This window comes from Streptomyces sp. NPDC127117 (assembly GCF_042677325.1).
Classification (GTDB): domain Bacteria; phylum Actinomycetota; class Actinomycetes; order Streptomycetales; family Streptomycetaceae; genus Streptomyces.
The window spans coordinates 1-22,220 of the sequence record NZ_JBHXTM010000009.1 but is presented as its reverse complement, the minus strand read 5'-3'; the positions used below and the strand labels follow the sequence as shown (position 1 = coordinate 22,220).

At 70.1% G+C, this 22,220-nt stretch carries 20 protein-coding genes; 14 read left to right on the top strand and 6 right to left on the bottom strand.

Going from position 1 to position 22,220, the window contains the following annotated elements; all coding sequences use genetic code 11:
- Positions 1-101: 101 nt before the first annotated feature.
- The 12 genes from uvrC to ACFVH0_RS10610 all read left to right on the top strand — a co-directional run bounded on the left by uvrC (position 102) and on the right by ACFVH0_RS10610 (position 13,300).
- The gene (gene uvrC, locus ACFVH0_RS10665) at positions 102-2,156 is read left to right on the top strand and encodes an excinuclease ABC subunit UvrC (protein ID WP_385819219.1); all 2,055 of its coding nucleotides are present in this window, start codon (positions 102-104) and stop codon (positions 2,154-2,156) included.
- Positions 2,153-3,142: an RNase adapter RapZ gene (rapZ, locus tag ACFVH0_RS10660; RefSeq protein WP_385819218.1), complete on the top strand. Its 990-nt coding sequence runs from the start codon at positions 2,153-2,155 to the stop codon at positions 3,140-3,142. The genes uvrC and rapZ overlap by 4 nt, the downstream gene beginning before the upstream one ends.
- Positions 3,139-4,188, top strand: coding sequence for a uridine diphosphate-N-acetylglucosamine-binding protein YvcK (gene yvcK, locus ACFVH0_RS10655; RefSeq protein WP_385819217.1), 1,050 nt, complete (start codon positions 3,139-3,141; stop codon positions 4,186-4,188). Before rapZ ends, yvcK begins: the two co-directional genes overlap by 4 nt.
- The gene (whiA, locus tag ACFVH0_RS10650; protein ID WP_124718311.1) at positions 4,179-5,168 is read left to right on the top strand and encodes a DNA-binding protein WhiA; all 990 of its coding nucleotides are present in this window, start codon (positions 4,179-4,181) and stop codon (positions 5,166-5,168) included. Before yvcK ends, whiA begins: the two co-directional genes overlap by 10 nt.
- A 261-nt stretch (positions 5,169-5,429) precedes the next feature.
- On the top strand, positions 5,430-6,440 hold the full coding sequence (gene gap, locus ACFVH0_RS10645) for a type I glyceraldehyde-3-phosphate dehydrogenase (protein ID WP_124718312.1): 1,011 nt from the start codon (positions 5,430-5,432) through the stop codon (positions 6,438-6,440).
- Between the two features lie 192 nt (positions 6,441-6,632).
- Complete coding sequence (locus ACFVH0_RS10640; protein ID WP_385819216.1) at positions 6,633-7,844, top strand: phosphoglycerate kinase; 1,212 nt, start codon at positions 6,633-6,635, stop codon at positions 7,842-7,844.
- A 6-nt stretch (positions 7,845-7,850) separates the two neighbouring features.
- The gene (tpiA, locus tag ACFVH0_RS10635) at positions 7,851-8,627 is read left to right on the top strand and encodes a triose-phosphate isomerase (protein WP_385819215.1); all 777 of its coding nucleotides are present in this window, start codon (positions 7,851-7,853) and stop codon (positions 8,625-8,627) included.
- A gap of 115 nt (positions 8,628-8,742) precedes the next feature.
- A complete protein-coding gene (gene secG, locus ACFVH0_RS10630) occupies positions 8,743-8,979 on the top strand; it encodes a preprotein translocase subunit SecG (protein ID WP_093539669.1) in 237 nt (78 codons plus the stop codon).
- 109 nt (positions 8,980-9,088) lie between these two features.
- Positions 9,089-9,424: an RNA polymerase-binding protein RbpA gene (locus ACFVH0_RS10625; protein WP_072483070.1), complete on the top strand. Its 336-nt coding sequence runs from the start codon at positions 9,089-9,091 to the stop codon at positions 9,422-9,424.
- Between the two features lie 150 nt (positions 9,425-9,574).
- Complete coding sequence (gene pgi / locus ACFVH0_RS10620; protein WP_385819214.1) at positions 9,575-11,227, top strand: glucose-6-phosphate isomerase; 1,653 nt, start codon at positions 9,575-9,577, stop codon at positions 11,225-11,227.
- A 4-nt stretch (positions 11,228-11,231) separates the two neighbouring features.
- The gene (locus ACFVH0_RS10615; RefSeq protein WP_385819213.1) at positions 11,232-11,735 is read left to right on the top strand and encodes a PH domain-containing protein; all 504 of its coding nucleotides are present in this window, start codon (positions 11,232-11,234) and stop codon (positions 11,733-11,735) included.
- Positions 11,732-13,300 carry a PH domain-containing protein gene (locus ACFVH0_RS10610; protein ID WP_385819212.1) on the top strand — a complete coding sequence of 523 codons (1,569 nt, stop codon included), beginning with the start codon at positions 11,732-11,734 and terminating at the stop codon, positions 13,298-13,300. The genes ACFVH0_RS10615 and ACFVH0_RS10610 overlap by 4 nt, the downstream gene beginning before the upstream one ends.
- Positions 13,301-13,306: 6 nt before the next feature.
- Here the strand turns inward: ACFVH0_RS10610 and ACFVH0_RS10605 are convergent, their stop codons facing one another.
- From ACFVH0_RS10605 to tkt, 6 genes are all read right to left on the bottom strand, one after another.
- Positions 13,307-13,669, bottom strand: a complete 363-nt coding sequence (locus ACFVH0_RS10605) for a VOC family protein (protein WP_385819211.1) — start codon at positions 13,667-13,669, stop codon at positions 13,307-13,309.
- Positions 13,670-13,747: 78 nt separating this feature from the next.
- On the bottom strand, positions 13,748-14,530 hold the full coding sequence (gene pgl / locus ACFVH0_RS10600) for a 6-phosphogluconolactonase (RefSeq protein WP_385819210.1): 783 nt from the start codon (positions 14,528-14,530) through the stop codon (positions 13,748-13,750).
- Positions 14,527-15,540: a glucose-6-phosphate dehydrogenase assembly protein OpcA gene (opcA, locus tag ACFVH0_RS10595; RefSeq protein ID WP_385819209.1), complete on the bottom strand. Its 1,014-nt coding sequence runs from the start codon at positions 15,538-15,540 to the stop codon at positions 14,527-14,529. Before opcA ends, pgl begins: the two co-directional genes overlap by 4 nt.
- Positions 15,537-17,069, bottom strand: coding sequence for a glucose-6-phosphate dehydrogenase (gene zwf, locus ACFVH0_RS10590; protein WP_385819208.1), 1,533 nt, complete (start codon positions 17,067-17,069; stop codon positions 15,537-15,539). The genes opcA and zwf overlap by 4 nt, the downstream gene beginning before the upstream one ends.
- 5 nt (positions 17,070-17,074) lie before the next feature.
- Complete coding sequence (gene tal / locus ACFVH0_RS10585; RefSeq protein ID WP_385819207.1) at positions 17,075-18,193, bottom strand: transaldolase; 1,119 nt, start codon at positions 18,191-18,193, stop codon at positions 17,075-17,077.
- Positions 18,194-18,227: 34 nt separating this feature from the next.
- The gene (gene tkt, locus ACFVH0_RS10580) at positions 18,228-20,315 is read right to left on the bottom strand and encodes a transketolase (RefSeq protein WP_385819206.1); all 2,088 of its coding nucleotides are present in this window, start codon (positions 20,313-20,315) and stop codon (positions 18,228-18,230) included.
- 451 nt (positions 20,316-20,766) lie between these two features.
- Here tkt and ACFVH0_RS10575 point away from each other — a divergent pair, with 451 nt between their 5' ends.
- Positions 20,767-21,720 (top strand): heme o synthase, encoded by a 954-nt coding sequence (locus tag ACFVH0_RS10575; protein ID WP_385819205.1) that lies wholly within the window; start codon positions 20,767-20,769, stop codon positions 21,718-21,720.
- 97 nt (positions 21,721-21,817) lie between these two features.
- Positions 21,818-22,174, top strand: a complete 357-nt coding sequence (locus ACFVH0_RS10570) for a hypothetical protein (RefSeq protein ID WP_385819204.1) — start codon at positions 21,818-21,820, stop codon at positions 22,172-22,174.
- Positions 22,175-22,220: the final 46 nt, after the last annotated feature.

The window sequence follows — 22,220 nt, the reverse complement described above, 5'->3', positions numbered from 1 at the left end:
CTGACCCGTGCTCCGGGGCGCGCTCCCGCGATCCGCGCCCCGGAGCACGGCACCACTTCCGGGCGGCCGCACTGTCACTGCCCGCAAGTAGGGTGGGACACATGGCAGACCCCTCCAGCTACCGCCCCAAGCCGGGACAGATCCCCGACTCCCCGGGGGTCTACAAATTCCGCGACGAACACCGCCGGGTGATCTACGTCGGAAAGGCCAAGAACCTGCGCCAGCGCCTGGCCAACTACTTCCAGGACCTGGCCGCGCTCCACCCGCGTACGCGCACGATGGTCACCACGGCCGCCTCGGTGGAATGGACGGTCGTCTCCACGGAGGTCGAGGCCCTCCAGCTGGAGTATTCCTGGATCAAGGAGTTCGACCCCCGGTTCAACGTCAAGTACCGCGACGACAAGAGCTATCCGTACCTCGCGGTCACGCTGAACGAGGAGTTCCCCCGCGTCCAGGTGATGCGCGGAGCCAAGAAGAAGGGCGTGCGCTACTTCGGTCCGTACGGGCACGCCTGGGCGATCCGCGAGACGGTCGACCTGATGCTCCGGGTCTTCCCGGTGCGCACATGCTCCGCGGGCGTCTTCAAGAACGCCGCCAGGACCGGCCGTCCCTGCCTCCTCGGCTACATCGGCAAGTGCTCGGCCCCCTGCGTCGGCCGCGTCACCCCCGAGGAACACCGCGAACTGGCCGACGACTTCTGCGACTTCATGGCCGGCCGGACCGGTACGTACATCCGCCGCCTGGAGAAGGACATGATGGCGGCGGCCGAGGAGATGGAGTACGAGCGGGCGGCCCGGCTCCGCGACGACGTGGAGGCCCTCAAGCGGGCCATGGAGAAGAGCGCCGTCGTGCTCGCCGACGCCACCGACGCCGACCTGATCGCGGTCGCCGAGGACGAGCTCGAAGCCGCCGTCCAGATCTTCCACGTGCGCGGCGGCCGGGTGCGCGGCCAGCGCGGCTGGGTCACCGACAAGGTCGAGAACGTCGACACCTCGGGCCTGGTGGAGCACGCCCTCCAGCAGCTGTACGGCGAGGAGACGGGCGACTCGGTCCCCAAGGAGGTCCTCGTCCCGGCCCTGCCCGAGGACCCGGACGCGGTCTCCCAGTGGCTCGCCGACCGCCGGGGCTCCCAGGTCAGCCTGCGCATCCCGCAGCGCGGCGACAAGAAGGACCTGATGGCGACGGTCCAGCGCAACGCCCTGCAGGCCCTGGGGCTGCACAAGACCAAGCGCGCCTCCGACCTGACCACCCGCTCCCGCGCGCTGGAGGAGATCGCGGGGGCGCTCGGCCTCGACACCGCCCCGCTGCGCATCGAGTGCTTCGACATCTCGCACCTCCAGGGCGACGACGTGGTCGCGTCCATGGTCGTCTTCGAGGACGGCCTCGCCCGCAAGAGCGAGTACCGCCGCTTCCAGATCAAGGGCTTCGAGGGCCAGGACGACGTCCGCTCGATGCACGAGGTGATCGGCCGCCGCTTCAAGCGGTACCTCCAGGAGAAGGAACGTACGGGGGAGTGGGAGGAGACCCCCGCCCCGACCGGATCCGTCCCGGCACCGCAGGACGCCACCACCGCCCCCGCCCCCGGCACCACAGCTCCCGACCCGGACGCCGAGCCCCGTGAGGACGACGGGCGTCCCAAGCGGTTCGCCTATCCGCCGCAGCTCGTCGTGGTCGACGGCGGTCAGCCGCAGGTCGCCGCCGCCAAGCGCGCCCTCGACGAGCTGGGGATCGACGACATCGCCGTCTGCGGCCTCGCCAAGCGCCTCGAAGAGGTCTGGCTGCCCGATGACGACGACCCCGTCGTCCTGCCCCGGTCCAGCGAGGGCCTCTACCTCCTCCAGCGCGTCCGTGACGAGGCCCACCGCTTCGCGATCACGTACCAGCGCGCCAAGCGGGCCAAACGGATCCGTTCCAGCCCCCTGGACGCCGTCGCCGGTCTCGGCGAAACCCGGAAACAGGCGTTGATCAAGCATTTCGGCTCCGTGAAGAAGCTGAAGCAGGCGACAATCGACGAGATCTGCGAGGTTCCGGGGATAGGCCGCAGAACGGCGGAATCAGTGGCTGTCGCCCTCGCGTCGGCCGCCCCGGCCACGCCCGCCGTGAACACGGCGACAGGAGAGATCATTGAAGAGGACGACGGGGGCAGCACGACATGACCGAGCGTGAGAACGAGCAAGAAGTCGGGCGCGGGCACGAAGCCGGGCACGACGGCACCGACCGAACAGACGGAGCAGCACAAGTGAGTACGGCCACCACGAACGAGACGGGCGACGGGACCGCGACCATCCCCGAGCTGGTGATCATCTCGGGGATGTCGGGCGCCGGGCGCAGCACGGCGGCCAAGTGTCTGGAGGACCTCGGCTGGTTCGTCGTCGACAACCTGCCGCCCGCGCTGATCCCCACCATGGTGGAGCTCGGCGCCCGCTCGCAGGGCAACGTGGCACGGATCGCCGTCGTCGTCGACGTCCGGGGGCGCCGCTTCTTCGACAATCTCCGCGAGTCCCTCGCCGACCTGGAGGCCAAGCACGTCACCCGGCGGATCGTCTTCCTGGAGTCCTCCGACGACGCCCTCGTCCGCCGCTTCGAATCGGTCCGCCGCCCGCACCCGCTCCAGGGCGACGGCCGGATCGTCGACGGCATCGCGGCCGAGCGCGACCTGCTGCGCGAGCTGCGCGGCGACGCGGACCTGGTGATCGACACCTCCAGCCTCAACGTGCACGAACTGCGTGCCAAGATGGACGCCCAGTTCGCCGGCGACGAGGAGCCGGAGCTGCGCGCCACGGTGATGTCGTTCGGCTTCAAGTACGGCCTGCCGGTCGACGCCGACCTGGTGGTCGACTGCCGCTTCCTGCCCAACCCGCACTGGGTTCCCGAGCTGCGCCCGTTCACCGGTCTCAACGAGGAGGTCTCCGCGTACGTCTTCGACCAGCCGGGTGCCAAGGAATTCCTCAACCAGTACACCGAGCTGCTCCAGCTCATCGCCGCCGGATACCGCCGCGAGGGCAAGCGCTACGTGACCATCGCCGTCGGCTGCACCGGCGGCAAGCACCGCTCGGTCGCCATGTCCGAGAAGCTGGCGGCCCGGCTCGCGACCGAAGGCATCGAGACCGTCCTCGTCCACCGGGACATGGGGCGCGAGTGACCAGCCGCAACCTGCGCCTGCGGCGGCTGCGCAGAGCCACCTCCGCGCTGTCCGGCTCCGGGCTGTCCGGCCGCAAGCGCGGCGCGCAGCCCAAGGTCGTCGCGCTCGGCGGCGGCATGGGTCTGTCCGCCTCGCTCGCGGCGCTCCGCCGGATCACCGGCGATCTCACCGCCGTGGTCACCGTCGCCGACGACGGCGGCTCCAGCGGCCGGCTCCGCGAGGAGCTCGGCGTGCTGCCGCCCGGCGACCTGCGCAAGGCGCTCGCCGCCCTGTGCGGTGACGACGACTGGGGCCAGACCTGGGCCCGGGTGATCCAGCACCGCTTCCAGTCCAAGGGTGATCTGCACGAGCATGCGGTCGGCAATCTGCTGATCGTCGCCCTCTGGGAGCAGCTCGGCGACCATGTCCAGGCGCTCGACCTGGTCGGCAAGCTCCTCGGGGCGCACGGCCGGGTGCTCCCCATGTCCGCCGTGCCGCTGGAGCTCCAGGCGCTCGTGCGGGGCCACGACCCGGCCCGCCCGGACGACGTGGACACCGTGCGCGGACAGGCCACCGTGGCGCTCACCCCCGGTGAGGTGCAGTCCGTGCACCTCGTCCCGCACGACCCGCCCGCCGTCCCCGAGGCCGTCGCCGCGGTCCTCGACGCCGACTGGGTGGTGCTCGGTCCGGGGTCCTGGTTCTCCTCCGTGATCCCGCACCTGCTCGTCCCCGAACTGCTCGACGCACTCGTCGAGACCAAGGCCCGCAAGGTCCTCTCGCTCAACCTCGCACCGCAACCCGGTGAAACTGATGGCTTCTCCCCGCAGCGTCATTTGGAGGTTTTGGGACGACACGCCCCTAAACTCGCCCTGGACGTGGTGCTGGCCGACGAAGCCGCTGTGCCCGATCGTGAGTCCCTCGCCGATGCCGCCAAGCGGCTCGGCGCCGCGGTCGAGCTGGCGCCGGTGGCCTCACCCGACGGCGTTCCGATCCATGATCCGGAGCTGTTGGCCGCCGCGTACGACCGTATTTTTCGGATGCATGGAAGGATCGGCCCATGGCGATGACGCCCGCGGTGAAGGACGAAATCTCTCGGCTTCCCGTGACCCGGACCTGCTGCAGGAAGGCAGAAGTCTCGGCGATTCTTCGGTTCGCGGGTGGGCTGCACCTGGTGAGCGGCCGGATTGTGATCGAGGCGGAGCTGGACACCGCGATGGCGGCGCGCCGGCTGAAGCGGGACATTCTCGAAATCTTCGGGCACAGCTCGGAGCTGATCGTGATGGCGCCCGGCGGTCTGCGGCGCAGCTCCCGCTACGTCGTACGGGTGGTTGCGGGCGGCGACCAGCTGGCCCGCCAGACCGGCCTGGTGGACGGCCGCGGCCGCCCCATCCGCGGGCTGCCCCCGCAGGTGGTCTCGGGGGCCACCTGCGACGCCGAGGCGGCCTGGCGCGGGGCGTTCCTCGCGCACGGTTCGCTCACCGAGCCCGGCCGCTCCTCCTCACTGGAGGTGACCTGCCCGGGCCCGGAGGCGGCGCTCGCGCTGGTCGGCGCGGCCCGCAGGCTCTCCATCGCGGCCAAGGCCCGCGAGGTGCGCGGGGTGGACCGGGTCGTCGTCCGCGACGGCGACGCGATCGGCGCACTGCTCACCCGGCTGGGCGCCCATGAGTCGGTGCTGGCCTGGGAGGAGCGGCGGATGCGCCGCGAGGTCCGCGCCACGGCCAACCGGCTCGCCAACTTCGACGACGCCAACCTGCGCCGCTCCGCGCGGGCCGCGGTCGCCGCGGGCGCCCGGGTGGGCCGCGCGCTGGAGATCCTGGGCGAGGAGGTGCCCGAGCACCTCGCGGCCGCCGGACGGCTGCGCATGGAACACAAGCAGGCGTCCCTGGAGGAGCTGGGCGCGCTCGCCGACCCGCCGCTGACCAAGGACGCGGTCGCCGGCCGCATCCGCCGTCTGCTGGCGATGGCCGACAAGCGGGCCCAGGATCTGGGTATCCCCGGCACCGAATCCACCCTCAGCGAGGAGCTCGCCGACGGCCTGGTGGGCTGACCCCCGACGGCCGTCGTATCCGGCCGGATTCCGGACTCGCCGCCCCCTCCCGGGGGTTGACGCTCCGTGATCGGCGCTGCGTGTACGGCCGGGTGTCCGGAGGCCCGTACTCCTACCGGGGAGTACGGGCCTCGGCGGTTCCTGCGGCCCCGCTCGATGTCACCCCGGGGCCCTCGGAGAGGTAGGGTCGGAGGCGGTCGGGGACATCTCATACAACTCGCCGGGGTGTAAGCCCCGCGTACCTAACGAGGAGATCGGTTCGTGACGATCCGCGTAGGCATCAACGGCTTTGGCCGCATCGGTCGTAACTACTTCCGCGCGCTGCTGGAGCAGGGTGCGGACATCGAGATCGTGGCTGTCAACGACCTGGGTGACACCGCGACCACGGCCCACCTGCTGAAGTACGACACCATTCTGGGTCGTCTGAAGGCAGAGGTCAGCCACACCGCCGATACCATCACCGTCGATGGTCACACGATCAAGGTGCTCTCCGAGCGCAACCCGGCCGACATCCCCTGGGGTGAGCTGGGCGTCGACATCGTCATCGAGTCGACCGGCATCTTCACGAAGAAGGCCGACGCCGAGAAGCACATCGCCGGCGGCGCCAAGAAGGTCCTCATCTCGGCTCCGGCCAAGGGCGAGGACATCACCATCGTGATGGGCGTCAACCAGGACAAGTACGACGCGGCCAACCACCACGTCATCTCCAACGCGTCCTGCACGACCAACTGTGTCGCGCCGATGGCGAAGGTTCTGGACGAGAACTTCGGCATCGTCAAGGGCCTGATGACGACGGTCCACGCGTACACGAACGACCAGCGCATCCTGGACTTCCCGCACTCGGACCTGCGTCGCGCCCGCGCCGCCGCCGAGAACATCATCCCGACCACCACCGGTGCCGCCAAGGCCACCGCCCTGGTGCTCCCGCAGCTGAAGGGCAAGCTGGACGGCATCGCCATGCGCGTCCCCGTCCCGACCGGCTCGGCCACCGACCTGGTCGTCGAGCTCCAGCGCGAGGTCACCAAGGACGAGGTCAACGCCGCGTTCAAGAAGGCCGCCGACGACGGCGACCTCAAGGGCATCCTGTACTACACCGAGGACCCGATCGTGTCGTCGGACATCGTCGGCGACCCGGCGTCCTGCACCTTCGACTCCTCCCTGACCATGGTTCAGGAGGGCAAGTCGGTGAAGATCCTCGGCTGGTACGACAACGAGTGGGGTTACTCCAACCGCCTCGTCGACCTGACCGTCTTCGTCGGCAACCAGCTCTGACCGTCGAACCGGCAGGCACCCAGGGCCTGTCGTTCGGATCATGCCTGGGTCGCGGGGCCCTGCACGCACGCTCCCTGATCCGGCCTGATCCGAACGAAAGACCCAAGTTGTGAGCACGGGGCTCGAACAGCGCAACGCCGCGCCGTTCGGGCCCCGTCGCATGCTCTCCCGCCCTCCAAGGAGTCCAGCAAGATGAAGACGATTGACGAACTGATCGCCGAAGGGGTCACCGGCAAGCGCGTATTCGTCCGCGCCGACCTCAACGTGCCGCTCAGCGGCACCACCATCACCGACGACGGCCGGATCCGCGCCGTCCAGCCGACCGTGGAGAAGCTCGTCGCGGCCGGCGCACGGGTCATCGTCGCCTCGCACCTGGGCCGCCCCAAGGGCGCTCCGGACCCCGCCTTCTCCCTGGCGCCCGCCGCCGCCCGCCTCGGTGAACTCATCGGCGCCGACGTGGCGTTCGCGACCGACACCGTCGGCGAGTCCGCCCGCGCCACGGTCGCCGGGCTCGGCGACGGTCAGGTCGCCGTCCTGGAGAACCTCCGCTTCAACCCCGGCGAGACGTCCAAGGACGACGCCGAGCGCGGCGCGTTCGCCGACCGGCTTGCCGAGCTCGCCGATCTGTACGTCGGCGACGGCTTCGGAGCGGTGCACCGCAAGCACGCCTCGGTCTTCGACCTCCCGGCCCGGCTGCCGCACGCCGCCGGTGACCTGATCGCCACCGAGGTCGGCGTCCTGAAGAAGCTCACCGAGAACGTCGAGCGTCCCTACGCCGTGGTGCTCGGCGGCTCCAAGGTCTCCGACAAGCTCGGTGTCATCGACCACCTCCTGGAGCGCGCCGACCGCATCCTGATCGGCGGCGGCATGGCGTACACCTTCCTCAAGGCCCAGGGCCACGAGGTCGGCAGCTCGCTGCTCCAGGAGGACCAGATCCCGGCGGTGCTGGAGTACCTCAAGCGGGCCGAGGCCAAGGGCGTGGAGTTCGTGCTCCCCGTCGACGTCGTGGTCTCCGAGCAGTTCCCGGACCTCGGGACCAAGGCCCCGACCGAGCACCGCACCGTGCCCGCGGACGCCATGCCGGCCGGTTTCATGGGCCTGGACAACGGCCCCGAGACCAACAAGCTGTACGCATCGAAGCTCGCCGACGCCACCACGGTCTTCTGGAACGGCCCGATGGGCGTCTTCGAGCACCCCGACTACGCCGAGGGCACCCGGGCCGTCGCCCAGGCCCTCGTCGACTCCTCGGGCTTCAGTGTCGTCGGCGGTGGCGACTCCGCCGCGGCCGTCCGCACCTTGGGCTTCGACGAGAACGCATTCGGACACATCTCGACCGGTGGCGGTGCCAGCCTCGAATACCTTGAGGGCAAGACGCTTCCCGGCCTCGCCGCACTGGAGGACTGACCTTTCATGACCACTCGCACCCCGCTGATGGCGGGCAACTGGAAGATGAACCTCAACCACCTTGAGGCCATCGCACACACCCAGAAGCTCGGCTTCGCGCTGACCGACAAGGACTACGACGCCGTCGAGGTCGCCGTCCTGCCGCCCTTCACCGACCTGCGCTCCGTGCAGACCCTGGTCGAGGGCGACAAGCTGAAGATCAAGTACGGTGCCCAGGACATCTCGGCGCACGACTCCGGCGCGTACACCGGTGAGATCTCCGGCCCGATGCTGACCAAGCTGCGCTGCACCTACGTCGCCGTCGGCCACAGCGAGCGCCGTCAGTACCACGGTGAGACCGACGAGATCTGCAACGCCAAGGTGAAGGCCGCGTACAAGCACGGCCTGACCCCGATCCTCTGCGTCGGCGAGGGCCTGGACGTCCGCAAGGCCGGTGACCAGGTCTCCTACACCCTCGCGCAGCTCGACGGCGGTCTGAAGGACGTCCCGGCCGAGCAGGCCGAGTCCATCGTGATCGCGTACGAGCCGGTCTGGGCCATCGGCACCGGCGAGGTCGCCACCCCCGAGGACGCGCAGGAGGTCTGCGGTGCGATCCGCGGCCGGCTGGCCGAGCTGTACTCGCAGGAGCTGGCCGACGGCGTCCGCATCCAGTACGGCGGCTCGGTGAAGTCCGGCAACGTCGCCGCGATCATGGCGAAGCCCGACGTGGACGGCGCGCTGGTCGGCGGCGCCGCGCTGGACGCCGACGAGTTCGTCAAGATCGTCCGCTTCCGCGACCAGTGAGTATGCGGTAGCGCGGATCCGTCGTACCCTTGCGGGGGCCGCGGAGGGTGTAGCCTCCCGGCCCCCGTTGTCAGCACATGCAGTCCAGAGGAATTCCGGAAAGTAGGGACCAGCCGTGATTTTGGCGTTCGAGATCGCCCTGATCGTCTTCAGCCTGCTGCTGATGCTGCTGGTGCTGATGCACAAGGGAAAGGGCGGCGGCCTCTCCGACATGTTCGGTGGCGGCATGCAGTCGTCGGTCGGTGGCTCCTCGGTCGCCGAGCGCAACCTCGACCGGATCACCGTGGTCGTCGGTCTGGCATGGTTCGCGTGCATCGTGGTGCTTGGTCTGCTGATCAAGCTGGACAACTGACCCGTCGTACGCGATTCCCGGTGACGGTGTAACTCCTTTCACTGGACGCGCGTTGGGCCTTACGTAGACTGGGGCATCTTCGAGCACCATCACGCAGGGAGTTACGACCGTGGCAAGTGGCAACGCGATCCGGGGAAGCCGGGTCGGAGCGGGGCCGATGGGGGAGGCCGAGCGCGGCGAGTCCGCGCCGCGTCTCCGCATCTCCTTCTGGTGCTCGAACGGGCACGAGACGCAGCCGAGCTTCGCCAGTGACGCACAGGTACCGGAGACCTGGGACTGCCCGCGCTGCGGCTTCCCGGCCGGTCAGGACCGGGACAGCCCGCCGGACCCGCCGCGCACCGAGCCGTACAAGACGCATCTCGCGTACGTACGCGAGCGGCGCAGCGACGCGGACGGCGAGGCCATTCTCGCCGAGGCGCTGGCAAAACTCCGGGGCGAAATCTAGAAGTTCACCGGCCGGGCACCCACAGGGTGTCCGGCCGGACTGCTTTTGCGTGCCGCCGGTCCCCATTGCCTCGTCGGCCCTTCTGATCAATTAGGTTGGAGGTGCAGCGGGGCATCTGCAGGCACGAGAAGAATTGGGCTGATATCCGGGATGAACACACGAAGCCGAACCAGGCTCAACCAGACGCCCGAGTGGACCGCTCTGGGCAAGCACCGCGAGCAGTTCGGGACGACCCATCTGCGGCAGCTCTTCGCGGACGATCCGGAGCGCGGCACCGGATACACCCTCCGGGTCGGCGATCTGTACGTCGACTACTCCAAGCACCTGGTCACCGACGAGACGCTGCGGCTGCTGCGTGAGCTCGCCGCGGCCACCGGGGTGGCCGGGCTGCGGGACGCGATGTTCCGCGGCGAGAAGATCAACACCACCGAGGACCGCGCCGTTCTGCACACCGCGCTGCGTGCCCCGCGCGACGCGGTGATCGAGGTCGATGGCGAGAACGTGGTGCCGGGTGTGCACGCCGTGCTCGACCGGATGGCGGCCTTCTCCGACCGGATCAGGTCGGGGGAGTGGACCGGCCACACCGGCAGGCGCATCAAGAACGTCGTCAACATCGGCATCGGCGGATCCGACCTGGGCCCCGCCATGGCGTACGAGGTGCTGCGCTCCTTCACGGACCGCGACCTCACCGTCCGCTTCGTGTCGAACGTCGACGGCGCCGACCTCCACGAGGCGGTGCGCGATCTCGATCCCGCCGAGACGCTCTTCATCGTCGCGTCGAAGACCTTCACCACGATCGAGACGATCACCAACGCCACCTCCGCGCGCAACTGGCTCCTGACCGGTCTGAACGCCGGTCAGGACGCGGTCGCCAAGCACTTCGTGGCGCTGTCCACGAATGCCGGGAAGGTCGCGGACTTCGGCATCGACACCGCCAACATGTTCGAGTTCTGGGACTGGGTCGGCGGCCGCTACTCGTACGACTCGGCCATCGGCCTCTCGCTGATGATCGCCATCGGACCGGACCGGTTCCGCGAGATGCTCGACGGTTTCCACCTCGTCGACGAGCACTTCCGCACCGCCCCCGCCGAGGACAACGTCCCCATGCTGATGGGGCTGTTGGGCGTCTGGTACGGCGCGTTCTTCGACGCCCAGTCGCATGCGGTGCTCCCGTACAGCCACTATCTGTCCAAGTTCACCGCGTACTTGCAGCAGCTGGACATGGAGTCCAACGGCAAGTCCGTGGACCGGGAAGGCAAGCCGGTCGACTGGCAGACCGGGCCGGTCGTCTGGGGCACCCCGGGCACCAACGGGCAGCACGCGTACTACCAGCTGATCCACCAGGGCACCAAGATCATCCCGGCCGACTTCATCGGCTTCGCCGAGCCGGTCGCCGACCTGCTGCCCGGTCTGGTCGCCCAGCACGATCTGCTGATGGCCAACTTCTTCGCCCAGACCCAGGCGCTGGCCTTCGGCAAGACGCCGGACGAGGTCCGGGCCGAGGGCGTCGCCGAGGAGCTGGTGCCGCACAAGACCTTCCGGGGCAACCACCCGACGACGACGATCCTCGCCGACCGGCTGACCCCCTCCGTCCTCGGCCAGCTGATCGCGCTGTACGAGCACAAGGTCTTCGTCCAGGGCGCCGTCTGGAACATCGACTCCTTCGACCAGTGGGGCGTCGAGCTGGGCAAGGTCCTCGCCAAGAAGATCGAGCCGGTGCTCACCGACGGCGAGGGGGGCGAGCAGCTGGACAGCTCGACCGCCGCGCTGGTGCGGGCCTACCGCTCCCGCCGGGGACGCTGAGCCGATGACCACGGGGGAGGGGACGGTGCGGCTGCGGCCGCCGAACAACACACTGGATCCGAGGGCCGTGGGGTGGTGGCGGGCCCAGTGGCTGCTTCTGACCGCCGCCCCCGTGGCCGTCCTGGCCGTGCTGGGCGCGTTCATCGGGCCCGCCCGGTTCTGGCTGCTGCTGTCCGCCGCGATCCTCGCGGTCCTGGGCATCGGCTGCGCCGTCCTCCTTCCCTCGTGGTGGTTCCGCACCCACCGCTGGGAGGTCACCGACGAAGCGGTGTACGTCAGGACCGGGGTCTTCCGGCAGGAGTGGCGGATCGCCCCGATGTCCCGGATCCAGACCGTGGACACCGTGCGCGGACCGCTCGAACAGCTCTACCGCCTCGCCACGGTCACCGTGACCACGGCGTCGGCCAAGGGCGCGGTACGGATCGAGGGCCTCGACCACGAAACGGCGGCCGGGCTCGCCGAACGGCTGACCCGGATCACCCAGGCCACCCCCGGGGACGCCACATGAGCCCGGAGGCGGCCGTGTCCCCCTCCCCGGACACCGGGGGCGGCCACGGCCCCGCCACGGCCACCGCCGTCGACTGGCGGCGGCTGGACCGGCGCACGGTCCTCGTCAGCGCGCTGGTCACGGCCGGGGTGGCGGCCGGCGCCGCCGTCCCCACCACGCTCGGCCTGTCCGGACGCTTCGGCTTCGGGGCCGCCGTGGCCTGGGTCCTGGCCGGCGCGGCCCTGCTGATCGGCTCCGCGGCCGCCGGCGACTACGTACGGTGGCGCCGCACCCGCTACCGCATCGGCGCCGAACGGGTCGAGCTCCACACCGGGCTGCTCCTGGTCAAGAAGCGCTCACTGGCCCGGGAGCGCATCCGCAGCGTCGACCTCACCGCCCATCTGCTGCAACGGGCACTCGGCCTGGTCACCGTCCGCATCGGCACCGGCGAGCACTCCGGCAACGACTCCACCCTGGAACTCGACCCGGTCACCAGGGCCGAGGGCGAACGGCTCCGCCGCGAACTGCTGGCACGTACGACCACCGGCACCCCCGGCACCCACCGCGAGGGCGAGCTCGTCGCCCTCGACCCGCGCTGGATCCGCTACGCACCGGTCTCCTTCGTCGCACCCGCGCTCGGCGGCGCGGCGGCCGGTGCGGTGCTGCAGGTCAGCGACTGGTTCGGGGCACAGGGGCGGGTCATCGAGTGGATCGGCGAGCGTTTCCGGGACACCTCGCTGACCGCCATGATCGTCATCCTCGTCGTCGCCGCGGTCGCCGCGGGTGTCGTCGGCGCGCTCGGCCTGTGGGTCGAGATGTGGTGGAACTACCGGCTGGAGCGCGAACCCGGCGGCACCCTGCGCATCCGGCGCGGACTGCTCACCTCCCGGTCCGTCTCCATCGAGGAACGGCGGCTGCGCGGCGTCGACCTCGTCGAACCGCTCGGCGTCCGGACCTTCGGCGCCGCCCGGGTCGACGCGATCACCACCGGACTCGCCAAGGACGACGAGGAACAGCACGGCGACCACAACACCCTGCTGCCCGCCGCTCCCCGGCCCGTGGCCGACGCGGTGGCCGCCGACGTGCTGCGCGAGACCACGTCCCCGACCGGCGCCCCGCTGACCGGGCACCCGCTCGCGGCCCGCGGCCGCAGGCTGCGCCGGGCCTATTGGGCCGTGCTGGTCCCGGTGGCGGCGCTGGCCCTCCTTGGCACGCTGCTGACCCCCGTACTGCTCTGGATCGCGCTCGGCTGCGCCGTCGTGGGGCTGCCGGCCGGGGTGTTCCTGGCCAGGGACGCGTACCGCGGCCTGGGACACGCCATCAGCGGCGACTACCTGGTGATGCGCTCGGGCACGGTCCGGCGTTCGACCGCCGCGCTGGAGCGGGCCGGAGTCATCGGCTGGACGGTCGGCCAGACCTACTTCCAGCGGCGGGCCGGGGTGCTGAGCGTCACCGCGACGACGGCCGCCGGAGCGGGCGCGTACACGGCGTACGACACGGATGTGAGCGAGGGCCTCCGGTTCGCCGCCGAGGCCGTGCCCGGCCTGCTGGAACCCTTCCTGGAGCGCGTCCCGCCCGCCGGGTGAGCCCGGTCAGCCGTGCGTGGTGTCGATGACGCAGAATCTGTTGCCCTCGGGGTCCGCCAGTACGACGAAGTCCGGGTCGTCCGGGTACAGATCCCAGTCCACCCGCACCGCGCCGAGCGCGATCAGCCGGTCCACCTCGGCGTCCTGCTCCTCGGTGTACAGATCGAGGTGGACCCGGGGGACCTCCTGCACGGGCGTACCGCTGAGGTCCAGGGCCAGGCCGACGCCGGTCCCCCCGGCCGGGACCAGCACCACCCAGTCGTCGTCCGTCGCCGGCTCACGCTCCACGTAGTCGAGCGCCGCCTTCCAGAACGCCGTCGCACGCCGTACGTCCGACGCGCCCATCACCACGGTTCCGATACGCACCATGGCGCGATCCTTTCACGCGACAGGCCCGGCCGCTCCGAGGAGCGAACCGGGCCCGTGCGCAACCGTACTGACGGACGGTCAGGGAGAGGCGGGCGGATACAGCGCGCGCGGCAGCCGGGAGGCCGCCGCCGCGTCCAGCAGCCACAGGGTGCGGCCGCGTCCGTACGCACCGGCCGCCGGGGCCTGGATCTCCCCGGCACCCGAGAGCGCGATCTCCGCGGCCTCCGCCTTGTCCTCACCGGCGGCGAGCAGCCACACCTCGCGCGCCGCCCGGATCGCGGGCAGCGTGAGCGAGATGCGGGTGGGCGGCGGCTTGGGGGCGCCGTGCACACCGACGACGGTGCGCTCGGTCTCCCGTACCGCGGGCAGCTCCGGGAAGAGCGACGCGACATGCGTGTCCGGGCCGACGCCCAGCATCAGCACGTCGAACGTGGGCACCGGGCCGTGGTCCTCGGGACCGGCCGCGGCGGCCAGTTCCCCGGCGTACGCGGCCGCCGCCGCGTCGGCGTCGCCGCCCCAGGGGCCGTCCGAGGCGGGCATCTCGTGCACCCGGGACGGGTCGAGATCCACCGAGTCCAGCAGGGCCTCACGGGCCTGCGTGACATTGCGCTCCGGATCGCCCTCGGGCAGGAACCGCTCGTCGCCCCACCACAGATCGAGCCGCGACCAGTCGATCGCGTCCCTGGCGGGCGCGGCGGCGAGCGCGGCCAGCAGGCCGTTGCCGTTGCGCCCGCCGGTGAGGACCACCGAGGCGTAGCCGCGTGCGGCCTGGGCGTCCACGATCCTCGTGATCAGCCGGGCCGCGGCGGCTTGCGCCATCAGCTCCTTGTCGCGGTGCACGACAAGCTGAGGAGCACTCACTTCGACGCCGCCTTCTTCGCCGCGGTCTTCTTCGCGGCGGCCGGGGCGGCGTCCGCCGCGGGCTCGGCCGGCTTCGGCTCCGCCTGTCCGGCGAGCTTCGCCACGCCGAACTTCACCGTCGCCGCGTAGGTGTTGTCCGGGTCCAGCCGGCGCAGCTCCTCGGCGAGCAGCTCGGCGGTGTCCCGCCGCTTGAGCGCCACCGCGCGGTCCGGCTGGCCCTGCATCGAGAGCGTGGCCAGCGAACCGTCGGGACGGTCCAGGACGATGACGCCGTTCTTGGTCTCCATCCGCACGGCCGTCAGACCGGGACCGGCGGAGACGGTGCGCACCACCGGCACTTTGAGCCGGTCCGCGAGCCACATGGCGAGCAGCTCGCAGCTCGGGTTCTCCGACTCGCCCTCGACCGTCGCCGAGACGACCTGGGCGGACTGCTGGTCGAGCGAGGCCGCCAGCATCGAGCGCCACGGCGTGATGCGGGTCCACGCCAGATCGGTGTCGCCCGGGGTGTACGAGTCGGCGCGGACCGCCAGCTCCTCGCCCGGGTGCTCCGCCGAGTACGCGTCCGTGATCCGGCGCTGGGCGAGCGCGCCCAGCGGGTCCTTCGCCGGATCGGCGGGTGCGCCCTCCGGCCACCAGACCACGACCGGGGCGTCCGGCAGCAGCAGCGGCAGTACCACCGACTGGGCGTGGTTGACCAGCTCGCCGTGGAGACGCAGGACGACCGTCTCGCCGGTGCCCGCGTCGGAACCGACCCGCACCTCGGCGTCGAGGCGGGCGTCCCGGCGGCTGCGCGGTGAGCGGCTGACCCGCTTGATCACCGCGATGATCCGCGAGGGGTGCTCGCGCGAGGCGTCACCGGCCGACTTGAGCGCGTCGTACGCGTTCTCCTCGTCGGTGACGATGACCAGGGTGAGCACCATGCCGATGGCCGGGGTGCCGATGGCGCGGCGGGCCGAGACCAGCGCCTGGTTGATCTTGCTGGAAGTGGTCTCCGTGAGATCGATCTTCATGGCCGGCGCCAGCTCCGTCCGTCTCGTGCGAGCATCTCGTCGGCCTCGGCCGGACCCCAGGTGCCCGCCGGGTACTGTGCGGGCTTGCCGTGCTTGTCCCAGTACTCCTCGATCGGGTCGAGGATGTTCCAGGACAGCTCGACCTCCTGGTGCCGGGGGAAGAGGTTGGCGTCGCCGAGCAGCACATCGAGGATGAGCCGCTCGTAGGCCTCCGGGCTGGACTCCGTGAAGGACTCGCCGTAGGCGAAGTCCATCGTGACGTCCCGGACCTCCATCGAGGTGCCGGGCACCTTGGAGCCGAACCGCACGGTCACGCCCTCGTCCGGCTGCACCCGGATGACCAGGGCGTTGCCGCCCAGCTCCTCGGTGGCACCGGACTCGAAGGGCAGGTACGGGGCCCGCTTGAAGACGACCGCGATCTCCGTGACCCGGCGGCCGAGCCGCTTTCCGGTACGGAGGTAGAACGGCACGCCCGCCCAGCGGCGGTTGTTGATCGTCAGCTTGATCGCGGCGTAGGTGTCGGTCTTCGACTTGGGGTCGATGCCGTCCTCTTCGAGGTAGCCGGGGACCTCCTCGCCGCCCTGCCACGCGTGCGCGTACTGGGCGCGGACCGTGTGCTTGCCCAGGTCCTCCGGCAGCTCCACCGCCGTGAGCACCTTGAGCTTCTCGGCGACCAGGGCCTTCGGGTGGAAGGAGCCGGGCTCCTCCATCGCGGTCAGCGCCAGCAGCTGGAGCAGGTGGTTCTGGATGACGTCACGGGCGGCGCCGATGCCGTCGTAGTAGCCGGCCCGGCCGCCGATGCCGATGTCCTCGGCCATCGTGATCTGGACGTGGTCGACGTACGACCTGTTCCAGATCGGCTCGAACATCGTGTTGGCGAACCGCAGCGCCAGGATGTTCTGGACCGTCTCCTTGCCCAGGTAGTGGTCGATCCGGAAGACCTCGTTGGGCGGGAAGACGTCGTGCACGATCTGGTTGAGCTCCTGCGCGCTCTTCAGGTCGTGGCCGAAGGGCTTCTCGATGACGGCACGCCGCCAGGAGCCCTCCCTCTGGTCCGCCAGGCCGTGCTTCTTGAGCTGCTGGACGACCTTGGGGAAGAACTTCGGCGGCACGGACAGGTAGAAGGCGAAGTTGCCACCCGTGCCCTGCGCCTTGTCCAGCTCCTGGATCGTGGTCTTCAGCTGCTCGAAGGCCTCGTCGTCGTCGAAGTTGCCCTGGACGAAGCGCATCCCCTGGATGAGCTGCTGCCAGACCTCTTCGCGGAACGGTGTACGGGCGTGCTGCTTGACGGCGTCGTGGACCTCCTGTGCGAAGTCCTCGTCCTGCCACTCGCGGCGCGCGAATCCGATGAGGGAGAAGCCCGGCGGCAACAGGCCACGATTGGCCAGGTCGTACACGGCGGGCATCAGCTTTTTACGGGACAAATCACCCGTGACCCCGAAAATCACCAGACCCGACGGCCCCGCGATGCGCGGGAGCCGTCGGTCCTGGGGGTCACGAAGCGGGTTGGCTCCGGGAACACCAGACAAGGTGGTCAGCCCTCCGAAGGGGCGAGGCGCTTGAGTTCCGCCTCGGTCGAGTTGAGCAGGTCGATCCAGGACGCCTCGAACTTCTCGACGCCCTCGTCCTCCAGGAGCTGGACGACGTCGTCGTAGGAGATCCCGAGCTTCGCCACGGCGTCGAGATCGGCGCGGGCCTGCTCGTAGGTGCCTGCGATGGTGTTGCCGGTGATCTGCCCGTGGTCGGCCGTCGCGTCCAGGGTGGCCTCGGGCATGGTGTTCACCGTGCCGGGGGCGACCAGGTCGACGACGTACAGGGTGTCCTTGTACGCGGGGTCCTTGACACCGGTCGAGGCCCACAGCGGACGCTGCTTGTTGGCCTGCGCCCTGTCGAGGGCGGCCCAGCGGTCCGAGGAGAAGACCTCCTCGTACGCCTCGTAGGCGAGCCGGGCGTTGGCGAGCGCCGCCTTGCCCTTGAGGGCCTTGGCCTCGTCGGTGCCCAGCGCGTCGAGCCGCTTGTCGATCTCGGTGTCCACACGGGAGACGAAGAACGAGGCCACCGAGTGGATCAGGGAGAGGTCCAGGCCCGCGGCCTTCGCCTTCTCCAGGCCCGCCAGGTAGGCGTCCATGACCTCGCGGTAACGCTCCAGCGAGAAGATCAGCGTGACGTTGACGCTGATGCCCTTGCCGATGACCTCGGTGATCGCCGGGAGACCGGCCTTCGTCGCCGGGATCTTGATGAGCGTGTTGGGCCGGTCCACCAGCCAGGCCAGCTGCTTGGCCTCGGCGACGGTGGCCGCGGTGTGGTGGGCCAGGCGCGGGTCGACCTCGATGGAGACCCGGCCGTCCTGGCCGTCCGTGGCGTCGAAGACCGGACGCAGGATGTCCGCCGCGTCCCGTACGTCGGCCGTCGTGATCATGCGGATGGCCTCGTCGACGGTGACCTTGCGGGTGGCGAGGTCGGTGAGCTGCTGCTCGTACCCGTCGCCCGAGGAGATCGCCTTCTGGAAGATCGACGGGTTGGTGGTGACGCCCACGACGTGCTGCTGGTCGATCAGCTCGGCGAGATTGCCCGAGGTGATCCGCTTGCGCGACAGGTCATCGAGCCAGATCGCCACGCCCTCGTCGGAGAGGCGCTTGAGTGCGTCTGTCATGAGAATTGCATCTCCTACTAGTCGTATATCGGCGTCAGCGCGTGGCTGCGGCGAGAGATTCCCGCGCGGCGGCGGCGACGTGCTCGCCGGTGAAGCCGAACTCGCGGAAGAGGACCTTGGCGTCGGCCGAGGCACCGAAGTGCTCCAGCGAGACGATCCGGCCGGCGTCACCGACGTACCGGTACCAGGTCAGGCCGATGCCGGCCTCGACCGCGACGCGCGCCTTCACGGACGGCGGCAGAACGCTGTCCTTGTACGCCTGGTCCTGCTCCTCGAACCACTCGACCGACGGCATCGAGACCACCCGGGTCGGAATGCCGGCCGCCTGCAGCTCCTCGCGCGCCTCGACGGCGAGGTGCACCTCGGAGCCGGTGCCGATGAGAAGGACCTGGGCCTCGCCGCCTTCGGCCTCGAAGAGCACGTAGCCGCCCTTGGCCGCGTCCTCGTTCGCCTCGTACGTCGGAACGCCCTGGCGGGTCAGCGCCAGGCCGTGCGGGGCGCCCTTGCCGAACACCTTGGTGTAGCGGCGCAGGATCTCGCGCCAGGCGATGGAGGTCTCGTTGGCGTCGGCCGGGCGGACGATGTTCAGGCCCGGGATGGCGCGCAGCGAGGCCAGGTGCTCCACCGGCTGGTGGGTCGGGCCGTCCTCGCCGAGACCGATCGAGTCGTGCGTCCACACGTAGGTCACCGGCAGGTGCATCAGCGCGGACAGGCGCACGGCGTTGCGCATGTAGTCGGAGAACACCAGGAAGGTGCCGCCGTAGATGCGGGTGTTGCCGTGCAGCGCGATGCCGTTCATGGCGGCGGCCATGGCGTGCTCGCGGATGCCGAAGTGGATCGTGCGGCCGTACGGGTCCGCGCCCGGCAGCGGGTTGCCCGCCGGGAGGAACGACGACGTCTTGTCGATCGTGGTGTTGTTCGAGCCGGCGAGGTCGGCGGAGCCGCCCCACAGCTCGGGGATGATCTCGCCGAGCGCCTGGAGCACCTTGCCGGAGGCGGCACGGGTGGCGACACCCTTGCCCGGCTCGAAGACCGGAAGCCTGTCCTCCCAGCCCGCGGGCAGCTCACCGGCGGAGATCCGGTCGAACTCGGCGGCGCGCTCCGGGTTGGCGGTGCGCCAGGCGGCGAAGGACTTCTCCCACTCGGCCTTGGCCTCGCGGCCGCGGTCCAGCGCCTCACGGGTGTGGGCGATGACCTCGTCGGCGACCTCGAAGGTCTTCTCCGGGTCGAAGCCGAGCACCCGCTTCGTCGCCGCGACCTCTTCGTCGCCGAGCGCCGAGCCGTGCGAGGCCTCGGTGTTCTGGGCGTGCGGCGCGGGCCAGGCGATGATCGAGCGGGCCGCGATGAACGACGGGCGCCCGGTCTCGGCCTTGGCCGCCTGGAGCGCCGCGAACAGACCCGCCGGGTCCAGGTCGCCGTTGGGCAGCTGCTCGACGCGCTGGACGTGCCAGCCGTACGCCTCGTACCGCTTCAGGGTGTCCTCGGAGACCGCGGTCTCCGTGTCGCCCTCGATGGAGATGTGGTTGTCGTCCCACAGCAGGACCAGGTTGCCGAGCTTCTGGTGCCCGGCCAGCGAGGACGCCTCCGCGGAGATGCCCTCCTGGAGGCAGCCGTCGCCGGCGACGACCCAGACCATGTGGTCGAAGGGGGAGGTGCCGGGGGCCGCGTCCGGGTCGAACAGGCCGCGCTCGTACCGGGAGGCCATCGCCATGCCCACGGCGTTGGCGACACCCTGGCCCAGCGGGCCGGTGGTCGTCTCGACGCCGGTGGTGTGGCCGTACTCCGGGTGACCGGGGGTCTTCGAGCCCCAGGTGCGGAAGGCCTTGAGGTCATCGAGCTCCAGGCCGTACCCGGCCAGGTAGAGCTGGATGTAGAGGGTCAGGCTGGTGTGACCGGCCGAGAGCACGAACCGGTCGCGCCCGGCCCAGTCCGCATCGGCGGGGTCGTGGCGCATCACCTTCTGGAAGAGGGTGTACGCGGCGGGAGCGAGGCTCATGGCCGTACCAGGGTGGCCGTTTCCGACCTTCTGTACGGCGTCCGCTGCAAGGACACGGACAGTGTCCACGGCCCGCTGGTCCAATTCGGTCCACTGGAGATCTGTGGTGGTCGGCTTGGTGCTCACCCTGAGTCAGGGCTCCTCTCCACTGTTGTAAACCGGTGACTGTGACCGCACCGGGCGTTGTCGAGCCTACCCCCGTCGGAACAAGCATTTTCCGGCTGCTTTCCAGGGTGCAGGCGGCCCGCGGAGTTCGCCTCCCGTATGAGCGCGACGGCTCACTTCTGCGCCACTCCGATGAGCGCTTCTCCTTACTTATGGGCCCTCCGATGAGCGTGTCCTCGTACTTCTGTACCGCTCCGGTGAGCGGGAGGGCCGCTCACGCGCTGTATCGGGACGGCCGGACGGCCGGGCCACGCGCCGCGCCACGAGGAGCGGGACCTGCAGCTTCCGCGCCTCTTCAACACGACCCACCCCCGCGAAGAACGGCCTGTCCCCAACGTCTACAGTGGTCTGGTTCGCGCAAGTCTTTACCGGGCCTTCACGCCCGGAGCTTGCTGGGATTTCTCTGTCAGGGGTGTGCGTGACGGCCGTCGAGTCCCGACCCGCAGGGGTCGCCTTGACTCCCAGCCCAGGGGGCCATCGCCCGTTCGGGGCCCGTGTCAAGGCATTCGTGGCGCTGACAAAGCCGCGGATCATCGAGCTGTTGCTGATCACCACTGTTCCGGTGATGTTCCTCGCCGCTCAGGGTGTGCCCGACCTGTGGCTCGTGGTAGCCACCACCGTCGGCGGATATCTCTCCGCGGGCGGTGCCAACGCGCTGAACATGTACATCGACCGCGACATCGACGCGCTGATGGACCGTACGTCGCAGCGCCCGCTGGTCACCGGCATGGTGAGCCCGGCCGAGTGCCTGGTCTTCGGCATCTCCCTCGCCGTGATCTCGACGGTCTGGTTCGGTCTGCTGGTCAACTGGCTGTCGGCCGCGCTGTCCCTCGGTGCCCTGCTTTTCTACGTCGTCGTCTACACGATGCTGCTGAAGCGCCGCACCTCACAGAACATCGTCTGGGGCGGCATCGCGGGCTGCCTGCCGGTCCTCATCGGCTGGTCCGCCGTCACGAACTCCATGTCGTGGGCGGCCGTCATCCTCTTCGCCGTCATCTTCTTCTGGACGCCGCCGCACTACTGGCCGCTCTCCATGAAGGTGAAGGAGGACTACGCCCGGGTCGGCGTCCCGATGCTTCCGGTCATCGCGTCCAACCGGGTGGTGGCCCGCCAGATCGTCGTCTACAGCTGGGTGATGGTGGCCGTATCGCTGCTGCTGACCCCGCTGGGCTACACCGGCTGGTTCTACACGGCGGTGGCGCTGGTGACCGGCGGGTTCTGGCTCTGGGAGGCGCACGGCCTGCAGAACCGGGCCAAGGCCGGTGTGACCGGGGCCAAGCTCAAGGAGATGCGGCTGTTCCACTGGTCCATCACCTATGTCTCGCTGCTCTTCGTCGCCGTGGCGGTCGACCCCTTCCTGAGGTAGTCCCGCTGCTCGACACCTGCCGACGGGCGGGGTACGTGGCCCAGGCCACGTACCCCGCCCGTCGCGCGTCGATCTACCCGTCGGTAGCATCCTGAACATGGCTGAGACGGCAGAGACCCAGGTGGAGAGCGGCAAGCAGGCGGCCCGCGCGGAGCGCAGGGCGGCGAAGCTCGCCAAGGAGATCGGCGCCTTCGCCAAGGCGCACGGCGGCGCGGAGGGACAGCTCGCCTACATCGGGCAGCGGGGCGCCCGCATCGTGCTCGTGGGCGAGGACGGCGGCTGGGGCGATCTGGTCGCCCCCACGTACGCGGTCGCCGAGAGCGCCACGCGCAAGGCCGGGATCACGATGCACGACGAGTTCGACGGCGAGTTCGCCGCGAAGGTCCGCACCGGCCCGTACGAGTGGACACGGATGGCCGGCATCCAGATCGGCGGCCCCTCCGACAAGGCCTGACCAGCACTTCCCCGTACGACGACGATCGCCGGACGGTTCCGGGAAG